Origin of the sequence: Chryseobacterium contaminans (assembly GCF_001684955.1) — a bacterium.
Lineage (GTDB): Bacteria > Bacteroidota > Bacteroidia > Flavobacteriales > Weeksellaceae > Chryseobacterium > Chryseobacterium contaminans.
This window is the reverse complement of sequence record NZ_MAYF01000034.1, coordinates 1-10,593: the sequence shown is the minus strand read 5'-3', so window position 1 is coordinate 10,593 and position 10,593 is coordinate 1. Positions and strand designations below refer to the sequence as shown.

General features: G+C 34.4%; 7 protein-coding genes and 4 tRNA genes. 2 read left to right on the top strand and 9 right to left on the bottom strand.

All coding sequences use genetic code 11. From position 1 onward, the window contains the following. A partial coding sequence (locus BBH99_RS03425) for an FAD-dependent oxidoreductase (RefSeq protein WP_185111031.1) occupies window positions 1-528 on the top strand: 528 nt, incomplete at its 5' end. A gap of 1,020 nt (window positions 529-1,548) precedes the next feature. Here the strand turns inward: BBH99_RS03425 and BBH99_RS03420 are convergent. The 6 genes from BBH99_RS03420 to BBH99_RS03395 all read right to left on the bottom strand — a co-directional run bounded on the left by BBH99_RS03420 (window position 1,549) and on the right by BBH99_RS03395 (window position 5,509). After that, window positions 1,549-2,970 carry a tetratricopeptide repeat protein gene (locus BBH99_RS03420; protein WP_066692028.1) on the bottom strand — a complete coding sequence of 474 codons (1,422 nt, stop codon included), beginning with the start codon at window positions 2,968-2,970 and terminating at the stop codon, window positions 1,549-1,551. A 113-nt stretch (window positions 2,971-3,083) separates the two neighbouring features. Then, window positions 3,084-4,562: a tetratricopeptide repeat protein gene (locus BBH99_RS03415; RefSeq protein ID WP_123872976.1), complete on the bottom strand. Its 1,479-nt coding sequence runs from the start codon at window positions 4,560-4,562 to the stop codon at window positions 3,084-3,086. 459 nt (window positions 4,563-5,021) lie between these two features. Beyond that, a tRNA-Lys gene (locus BBH99_RS03410) sits at window positions 5,022-5,094 on the bottom strand. 64 nt (window positions 5,095-5,158) lie between these two features. Then, window positions 5,159-5,231: transfer RNA gene (locus BBH99_RS03405), tRNA-Lys, on the bottom strand. Between the two features lie 65 nt (window positions 5,232-5,296). Further along, a tRNA-Lys gene (locus BBH99_RS03400) sits at window positions 5,297-5,369 on the bottom strand. A 67-nt stretch (window positions 5,370-5,436) separates the two neighbouring features. Beyond that, window positions 5,437-5,509 (bottom strand) — tRNA-Lys (locus tag BBH99_RS03395). Window positions 5,510-5,899: 390 nt separating this feature from the next. Between BBH99_RS03395 and BBH99_RS03390 the strand changes: the two genes are divergently transcribed. Continuing rightward, the gene (locus tag BBH99_RS03390) at window positions 5,900-6,934 is read left to right on the top strand and encodes a S66 family peptidase (RefSeq protein ID WP_066692024.1); all 1,035 of its coding nucleotides are present in this window, start codon (window positions 5,900-5,902) and stop codon (window positions 6,932-6,934) included. Window positions 6,935-7,138: 204 nt separating this feature from the next. Here BBH99_RS03390 and BBH99_RS03385 read toward each other — a convergent pair whose 3' ends face one another. The 3 genes from BBH99_RS03385 to BBH99_RS03375 all read right to left on the bottom strand — a co-directional run bounded on the left by BBH99_RS03385 (window position 7,139) and on the right by BBH99_RS03375 (window position 10,591). Next, entirely contained in the window at window positions 7,139-7,771 is a 633-nt protein-coding gene (locus tag BBH99_RS03385; protein WP_066692023.1) for a DJ-1/PfpI family protein, read from the bottom strand. 95 nt (window positions 7,772-7,866) lie between these two features. Then, window positions 7,867-8,868 (bottom strand): GlxA family transcriptional regulator, encoded by a 1,002-nt coding sequence (locus tag BBH99_RS03380; RefSeq protein ID WP_066692021.1) that lies wholly within the window; start codon window positions 8,866-8,868, stop codon window positions 7,867-7,869. Between the two features lie 181 nt (window positions 8,869-9,049). Beyond that, window positions 9,050-10,591: an efflux MFS transporter permease gene (locus BBH99_RS03375; RefSeq protein ID WP_083188724.1), complete on the bottom strand. Its 1,542-nt coding sequence runs from the start codon at window positions 10,589-10,591 to the stop codon at window positions 9,050-9,052. Window positions 10,592-10,593 lie beyond the last annotated feature (2 nt).

Sequence of the window (10,593 nt, the reverse complement as noted above, 5' to 3'; positions counted from 1 at the left end):
GGAAATTCCAAAAATATATTGATGGGGCAGAAAGGCAATGGTGATCTGGGGTTTTATGCAAGCTTTAAAGCTGATGAAGACTGGGCTGTCAATTCCGGACTGGATTTCTCTGATAGTAAAGCAGTTCTTCAATGGTTTAAAACTAAATATCCTGAATGGAATGAAATATGGTACGAGTTGTTTGAAAATGCCATTCCTCCTTTCATACCCCGTCCTATTTATGCTATGCCATTAGACCAGACCTGGGAAACACAATCCAATATCACCTTAATGGGTGATGCAGCCCATGTAATGCCTCCATTTGCCGGAGAAGGAGCCAATATGGCAATGCTGGATGCTCTGGAACTCAGTGAACATTTAACAAATAACTGTTATAATACTCTACAGAAGGCTATTTCCCAGTATGAAATCAATATGCGGACAAGGGCAGCAATGGCAACCAAAGCGTCTCTTGAAAATGGAGAACAAATGCATTCTGAGACATCCCTAACAACAATGCTTGAGTTTTTTTCCGGACATTTAAAATAAAATGAGGCAAATACAAAACTTAGGTTTAAAAGCTTCAGGTTATTAATATTCAGTAATTTCAAGCTTCCTTTTATAATAAAAAAGGCTGCCTCATCTGAGACAGCCATTTTTCCCTCGAAAATAAATATTTCTTCTCTCCTTTTAAGATCCAGATTGGGGAGATCCATTTGTGTTTTTTTCTTTTCTTATATAATGGTAGAGGTTTCATTTACTGTAACATTGCTTTATCAGCCAACATTTCAGAAAACATATTGCTTACAATATAGGACGTCCTTTCTTCCATCATTTGTGTTTAAAATATGGTTAAAAATATCCTCAATAAATACTTTGAGAATTAAATAGCTGCCTCAAATATTGAGACAGCTATTTCCCAACTAAAACAAATACTACTTTTTATCTCCGGTAGATTTTATTACCAGAGCCCCCATTTGTATTTTTATTTCATGATTAACTTGTGTTTGTATTATTTTATATAATCTTTAATGCTGATCCTCACAGAATCATACTTCAGAGGCTTCTGCAAATCTATATCTTTAATTGAAAAAAGTAAAAAAACAGCCTACTACACTCATACAACACCTCAATAAATAATTATATATCAGAAACTTAAACTAACCAATAAACATGTAGATATTTTCTAGAATGACAAAACAAGCATAGAGATTACATTTAAACGGTATTAGGAAACTATTATAGAAATTCTCTCTTGCTTCACTTATGTGCGAGACTTAAAAACCTATTTTCTAGTACCAACACCTAATTTGTACAAATTTCAAATTAATAATAAAACAAAATATAAACTACTGACAAACAGGTGATTGACACAAAATCAAACAACTGTAGTATTCGTGTAGTAGACCTATTTTTTATTATTTGGATGAAAATTTCCAAATTTGAACCAAGACCGCTAAGAAAATTCAGGTGGCGAAAAAAAACATTTCGAAAACACTGTCTGACGTGATGACTCAGGCAGTTTTTTTTTGCTTTAATTTAAACCTTAGAAAAAGGGAGTCTTCCTAATTATTTTATACTATCAAAGAAAACATAAATATCAGTTTCTGTTGGAATATTCATTTTTTTTCTGATCCTGTATTTTTTTTGTTGGATAGTCCTATGCTGAACAAGTGTGTAATTGGCAATTTCCTTAGAACTGAAATGTAACTTCAGCATTGCACAGAAAACCTGCTCTGATGTTTCAAGACCAGGATTGATGGCTAGAAGCTTATCTATATATCCGGGATATACTTCTTTAAAACAGGAAAGAAATTCAGGATCGTTTTTCTTAGCCATTTCAATGAGTTCTTCCTGGCTGTTATCATTAATTCTGTTTTTCAGATATTCAGCCTCTGATTTCAGAACGGCTTTTCTTTTTCGTAACGTATCGATAATTCTCCAGGTATATATAGCTAATAGGGAAAGCACAGCAAAAGACAGAAAAACAACCCATTGCGCCTTGCTTTTATGTTTTTTCGCATCAGTTTTTGCTTCTGTGATAAAGGATTCCATGTCCTGATTAATGGTTGCCAGTACTGCTGCGTTCGTTTTATTTTTTGCTTCGGTATAAGCATTAAGATAAAAATAGGCCTTTTCTTTATTTCCTGTTGCTTCATATAAAGTTCTCAGATCATTATAAATATATTTTGTATACTGAGCAAAGATACGTCTGGTTTTCTTATCAATTTCAAGAGCCCTTAGAAATTCTTTTTCTGCTTTATCATGTTCATTATAATAAAGGTAGTACTCCCCCATGATGGTATGGATATTAAGTGCAACAGCATCTTCTCTTTTTCTAAGAATCATTTTATCATAAGCATTGGTTATATACTTATAGGCCGAATCTTTATTTTTGTGCATGTATATATAATCGCTTATGGCACAATCTGCTATACCGGTCTGATCAAGTTTTCTTGCCTTCTGAAAATATTCCAATGCAGCTTTGGGATTCTTTTTTTGAGTATAATAATCTCCTTGTTGGGTATAAACATTATAAAGGGCTATTCTTTTTAATTCAGAATCTTTACTTTTTTCAGCATTAATCAATGCCTCATTGTTGTATTCAAATGCTTTATCAATCCTTTTCAGTTCAGAATTGAGCCGTCCGTAATAATTATAAAATATAGCTTTATGCAAAGTGTTGTCTGAATCTTCCAGAATTTCCTGAGCATCACTGAAAAGAATATTGGCTTTCTGGTAATTTTCAAGGGATATATTAACTCTTGCCAAATTAATATAACATAAAGCCTTACCATCTTTATATCCCATTTTCTGTGCTTTTCTGTAGTACCTCTTATTAAGATTAACCAGAGAATCGTACTCACCAGCAAGTCTGAATTCTTCGTTTTGTTTCATTAAAGGAATATCAAAACTTTTTTCATACTCCCTTGAATCTGGACTACAAGACATCAGAATAATGAAGACAATGGAAAGTAAAATACGAATCATGATACGGTTCCTTTAGCTGAATTTTTGTAAAAATTAAGATTTAAAACTGACTTTTTTGATGAAGTGATATTACATTTTTTTTAATTGTGTATAACAACATGGGTTATCATTTATTAATTGCTTATTCTATCAAAAAAATCATAAATATCTTCTTCTCCTGAAATATTAAGCCTTTTCCTTATTCTATATTTTTTTTGTTGAACAGATCTGTGCTGCACAAAAGTATAATCTGCAATTTCCTTGGATGAGAAATGCAGTTTCAGCATTGCACAAAATGCTAGTTCAGAGTTTTCAAGATCCGGATTAATTTTTAAAAGAGAGCTGATAAAATCTGGGTATAGTTCTTTAAATTTCATCAGAAATGAGGAATCATTTTTTTGGGCAAGCTCAGTAACTTCTTTCAGCATTTTTGCTCTAACATGGCTTTTTAATTCTTCCGTTTCTTGCTTTAAAGCTCTCTTTTTTAACCTTTGGGTTTTAATTGTCCTCTGAACATATATCCCGGAAATAGTTAATGCAGTAATAGATAGAGCAATGGCTAAAGGTAAATCGTTTCTATGCCAGTCAGATTCTGGTTTTATCTCAGAAATAAAATTCTCCGTAGATCTGTTCATTGCAGCCATTCTTGCAGTCGCCATCCTATTTTCCTCCTCCATATATTTTTTCAAATAATAATAAGCTTTGCCTCCGTCATTCTTTTTTTTGTACAGTTCTGCAAGTGCTTTGTAAACAAAATATACTTTCGAAGAATATGTACGGTCAGTCTTTATATTCATTTCCAGTGCCTTCTGAAATGCTTTTTCGGCTTCATCACTATTATTAATCTCATAGTAATAATATCCCATTGCAGAATATACCCAGAAAGATTCCACATCACTTACTTTCTGCTTGTGCATCATCTCACTGGTTTTTGCCATATATACTCTGACAGAATCTAACTGATGCCTTATCAAATAGTATTGAGCTACCATACAGTTGCTATATACCGAATTTTCAAGTTTATTTCCCTTCATAATACATTTCAAAGAGGTTCCAAACCATCCTTTTCTGGCAAAATAAATTCCTCTGGTCAGATAGAGCCTTGGAAGGAGTTTCTTTGTAAGTGCTGATTCTTTTGCATTTTTTATGTAATAAAACGCTTTATTATTGTACATGATCCCCTTATCAATTAAATTTAAATAGGAATAGTATTGAGAGTAATCATCATACAGCACCGCTTTATGATAACCGCTTTCTGAATCTTTCAGGTTTTCTCCGGCTTTTTCAAGAAGAATCAGCGCTTTTTCATAATTTTCAGTAGAAATATTTATTTCAGCAATATTAAGATAGCAAAGAGCCTTACCTTCTTTGTACTGCATTTTAGCTGCTTTTTTTAAATAACCGATATTCAGTTCAATAAGTTTTTCATATTCACCGGAAAGCTGTAATTCGGTATTTTTTTTTAGTAAAACAGAATCAAAATTTTCTTTCTCTTTGTCCTGAGAATTTTTATTACATGATAAAATACATAACAATATCCCCATGTTCACCACACAGATCATCATCTTTCTCAGAGATATTGTATATGTTGTATTACTTTTAATAACGATCAATTTTTGAATCTCTTTTATCTTTTTCCTATTGCATCTACCTATACCTACCTATTCATATTTTATAGCTTAAACAGAATTGTTATATCTTCTGTCATTATCAATCTATGATATAAATATACATAATTTATATTATCAATTTCTATATAAACTCACTTTACTATGAAAAAAAATTGATAAAATATTAATGCGGTTTCTCAGGAATACCATATCTATATCTTTCCTAATAAGACTATTTAAAAACTCAATTTGTTACATATTTTTTCCATTCAGGCAATAAATATTATTGCATCTTTATATATCTGTAGATTTAAATTAATTCTGTAACGGCTTATCACCTGTAAAAAAGAATGGATTTTATGGGATAAAAGATGAAAGCATCAAGATCAGATGCGGTATGCTACGGTCATGAAATATATTGCAAATAAAAAGAACTACAAAATTGTAGTTCTTTTTATATTGTGACCCGGCTGGGATTCGAACCCAGGACCCATACATTAAAAGTGTATTGCTCTACCAGCTGAGCTACCGAGTCGGCCACCTACTTTTTCAAGTAAATTATTTCTTTTAAAAACTAAAACAGCAGTTCGTTTTATTTGTGACCCGGCTGGGATTCGAACCCAGGACCCATACATTAAAAGTGTATTGCTCTACCAGCTGAGCTACCGAGTCGGCCACCTACTTTTTCAAGTAAATTACTTCTTTAAAAACTACTAAAACAGCAGTTCGTTTTATTGTGACCCGGCTGGGATTCGAACCCAGGACCCATACATTAAAAGTGTATTGCTCTACCAGCTGAGCTACCGAGTCGGCCACCTACTTTTTCAAGTAAATTATTTCTTTAAAAACTACTAAAATAGCAGTTCTTTTTTATTTGTGACCCGGCTGGGATTCGAACCCAGGACCCATACATTAAAAGTGTATTGCTCTACCAGCTGAGCTACCGAGTCGGCCACTTACTTTTTTAAGTAAATCCCTTTATTTAAGGGACTGCAAAGATAGGAAAATCTCCTTTAAACCCAAGCTTTTTTAGACTTTTTTATCATAAATTTTCACTCCCAATCAGCAAATATCTGTTTATAAATTAATTATGAAAAATATTTTTTCTTCAAAAATTACAAACTATACCATCGTCCTAAAGAATCTCATTATGAATGAAAACTTGCAAATAGAAAGTCAAAGTTTCTTACCCTACTTTTTTTACTGTTTATCATTGGATTTCTTATAAAGATGTTCTATTTTTGAACAGAATAGCCTTACAAAAGGTATTATTAATTTATTTTCCAAACAGTTAAATCATTCTCAAACATTTTTTCTGTTTTTATTGCAGTTCAATATTTATGAAATTAATTACTCCCAAAAGATTAGTTGATGGTGATAAAGTGGCAAGCATTTCCATGTCCTGGGGTGCTGCCGGTGATCTTCCACACAGGTATTTAAAAGGTAAAGAACGACTGAATCAGATTTTTAATCTGGACGTTACCGAAACTTCACATGCGCTACGATCGGCACAATGGATTTATAATCATCCGGAAGCCAGGGCGAATGATCTTATGGAAGCTTTTTCAGACCCTTCCGTCAAAGCTGTTATTTCCAATATTGGTGGAGATGACAGCATCCGGATTCTAAAATATATTGACCTTTCTATTATTAAAAATAATCCCAAGATATTTCTGGGTTTTTCTGACAGCACCATTACGCATTTTATCTGTCTGAAAGCTGGTTTAAGTTCATTTTATGGCACTTCCCTATTGGTGGGCTTTGCAGAGAATCATTCCATGCATAAGTATCAGATTGAAGATATAAAACGTACATTGTTCTCTCCTTCAGTTATTGGGCAGATCCATCCCAACTCAGAAGGCTGGACTACAGAATTTCTTGACTGGTTTGATCCTTCCTTACAAGAAATAAAAAGAAAACTAACTCCATCGTCAGGATGGCGTTTTATCAGAGGAAAATCTATTGTTAAGGGGCCATTGATTGGTGGCTGTATGGAAGTTCTGGAAATGCTTAAGGGAACGGATTACTGGCCAGATTCTGAAATATGGAAAGACTGTATCCTGTTTTTTGAAACCTCAGAAGGTAAACCCCATCCTGATTATGTAAGATATTGGCTTAGAAATTACGCTGCAACAGGGATTCTAAAAAATGCCAAAGGAATTATTTTCGGAAGACCCTATGACAATCTTTATGCTGAAGAATATGAAACTGAATTATTAAAAGTTCTGGATGAAGAAGGTTTATATGATTTGCCGGTTATTACCCAAATGGATTTTGGTCACACCTGCCCTACTTTCACCATTCCGTATGGAAAATTGGCAGAAATCAATTGTATTGAACGAACTTTTTCCATATTGGAGAGTGGAGTTTTATAAATTAAATATTTTATAATTGGGTTTCGGCGGGCCTTTGGCCCGCCGAAACTTTATTCATTGTCAAATTCAAATACTAACTCCTTTTAAAATCTCTCGCAGATCATGCAGATTCTTTCAGAAATACCCCTGTACTATCCTGATGGAAGGCTATTTTTAATAATAAATACAGCTATGATTGGTGTGATTTGTGAGAAATTAGTGTAATTAGTATTTAAATTTCTGCTGTTGGTATTCAAAAATCTTCGCAATCGTATCTGCAAGTTCCGGCCCATGATGTTTTCCTACCAGATACAGAGCCGCATCTATTCCGGCTGTAATTCCGGCTGTAGTAATTAACTGCCCTTGATCTATGAAACGGACACCTCTTTTCACTGCACTTTCAGTATTATGTTGCTCCAAAGCATCTAACATCATAGAATGGGTAGTAATTTCATGATGATCCAGTATTCCTGTTTTTGATAAATGCATACTTCCCGTACACACTGTGAAAACAATAGTTCCGTTATAATACTGATCTTTTATCCATTGTATCACTGTATTCTGGAAATCATCATCTTCCAGATATTCCACCACACGGTCAGGATTGGCGCCAGGAATAACAATCATATCCGGTTGAGGAGCTGTTTTCAGATCATATGTTGGAATAACTGACATCGTATTGGCTTCCATGAATACGGCATCTTTAGTCTTTCCAATGGTATAGCAGTGATAGCTTCCTGCAGCGATTGCATCAGCTTTAATAAAAACATCCAGAGGACCATTTAAATCAAGGGCTTCTACCTGATCGTAAATCAAAAATGCTACATTCATTGTTTTCTTTTTTTGCTGTTCATTCATAATGATATTCTTAAAATTATTTGTTTAGATAAAGGCATAAAATCTCTGGCTGATAATTGATTATCAGCTTTCCTCATTAAAAAAATGAAAAAAAATTATTCTGTTCCGTTACAGGTTTTCCGGTATTGTGAAGGAGAAATAGAAAGATATTTCAAAAATAACCGTCGAAGGGAAATACTATTACTGAAACCACATTTTTCCGCAATCATATCGATACTCATATCTGTATATTCTAACATATTTCTAGCCTGATCCAGTCTCATTTTTTCAAGGAATTTTCCGGGCGTCATTCCTGATTCTTTTAAAAATACCCTGAAGAAATTACGGATACTCATATGTACTGATTCTGCCATAAATTCTATACTAATGGACTGCCCAAGCTTATCTTTGAGCAGGTCTCTGATTTCCTTTGTGAAGGGAGATAGCATTTCATAGTCAGAAATAGCATTTCCAAACTGAGACTGCACACCAGGTCTTTTCAAATGCAAAACAAGGTGTTTGGCCACTTCAGACGCAATGGGTTTTCCAAAATCCTCTTCCAACAATGCCAGTGCCAGATCTATTCCTGACGAGACACCTCCAGAAGTATATATTCCCTGATCCTGAATAAAAAATGGATTAACATTCACATTCAGATCGGGATAAGCTCGCTGGAGCATATCAGCATATTTCCAATGAGTAGTCACCTGTTTTCCCTTCAATAGCCCTGCCTGGGCCAGAACAAAAGCTCCTACACAGACAGAGCCTATCCGTCTCACCTTTCCCATGATATTCTGTAAATAAGAATAAAGATCAGGATTAATATCATCCAATGTTCCCAAATCTGTACCGGCAACCAACAAAGTATCTGCTAAAAAATCAACATCATAAATAGTATGGGTACAGGATAAAGGAATTCCTGAACTGGAATATATTATTTTATCTGAAGTACCTGATATCAGATGAACCTGATATTTCAAACCGGATTTATCATCCGGCAAAAAGAGATTGGCTGCTGTAAACACATCACAGGGACCTGCAACATCCAATAACTGAACCTGAGGTAAGACCAAAATTACAATGTTCTTTATTCCTGTTTGTTGTGCTTCATTTTCCATATCTCAATCTTTATGATGCAAATGTACAGAGAATGTTACCTGGCTGCAATGACAAAAAACAGACAGTTTCGGCCATCATTTATCTTTTTCATCAACAAAACTAAAGAGACTGCCTTCAAAAAGACAGCCTCAGCACTCTCACTATAAAATTAGCTAATAAGCTATACTTTTTACATTACTGTTATGCAGGAGATAACCTGCGGGATTTCAAATAAAGCGCTGTACGGTTCAAATATGGAAAAAGAAGGATTAACAGCAGAGTTCCAGCCAGAAGCCATATCATCATTTCATAATAATCCATTGCAAAACGCACGTGATCCTGAACATTAAGTCTTCCTACCAATAATTTATTAGAAGCCTTCACCGCTTGGTCTTCAAGCATGCCTTTGGCGGTAAGTTTAGCAGTCTGCTTATGAAGAAAATCCTTTACAAAGGGATCAATTGCCGTTACGTGATCCTGAAATGCATTGTAATGACGGCTTTTTTCAAAAAGTTCAAAGAAATTGATTAATGCAATGCTGGCACAAAAACCAAAATAACGAATGGCTAAAGCAATTGCCGCAGCAGATGGCCCAATAGAGGCAGGAACAGATGATATGATGAAAATAATTGTAGGAACCATAATTAATCCAACTCCCAACCCCTGAAGGAATAAAGGAATATAGTAATTAAATTCATTGGCCTGTACATCAAATGAATAATACATCAAGGCATGAAACAGCAATAACATCAGGAAGCCGGGTGCCCAGACATATTGTATTTTTTTCTTCTGTAAAACCATACAACAGGCAATGATCACTCCAATAATCAATCCTGAAAGATTAAAAATATTGATATAAGAAATATAAAAAGGGTCCAAATGCAGCTCTGTCGCAAAATAACTGTTGGTAATTCCTGAAGCGAAACGGCAAATGTACATGACAAAGAGAATTAACAGTCCTACTTTAAAATTCCTGTATTTAAAAATCCGAAGGTCTATATAAGGCCTTTTAATCGAATTCTGACGGAAAATTGATATTCCTGCTAAGACTATAATCATGGCTACACTTCCTAGAATTCTGTTATCTTCCAGCCAATAATATTCCTGCCCGAAAATGGTAATATACCCTACCAACACTAAAATGGTACTGAAAACAGCAAAGCTCTGCCAATCCAGTTTATACAAGTGAAACCTCACATTGGGTCTGTAATTCGTCATCGCCAGAGTCAGAAAAATAAGTCCCGGCAGGTAGGAGAATATGGCTGTTTTGTAAACAATATTAAAATTATAAGAATCGATAAGATCAGCTGTAATCAGGTTATTAAATGGCAATGCACAGATCAGGATTCCAAAAAATACGGAAAAGCTGATTTCTCTCCCTCTTTCACTGCTCAATCTTGTAAAAATTAATGTTAAAGAAAGGTTTACATTCCCTGCAAACAGCATTCCCTGAAGAAAACGTACCGGAAAGAGGACATACACTTCACGGGTAAAATAACAGATAAGGCAGGCTACAATCTGTAAAGTCGTAAATATGAGAAAATACTCTTTTGCAGCCAAAAAACTGAAAAACCGTCTTTCCAGGCAGTAAAACCCAACATATCCTGCATAGAATAATGCTACTGAAAACTGAATATCAGCAGGTTCACTTCCATAATATCCTGCCGCCGCATTAATATTGGTAAGCGGCAGGAAAAATATGATGATTCCCGGTAAGGTCATGGAAAAAAGTATAATTTTCACCA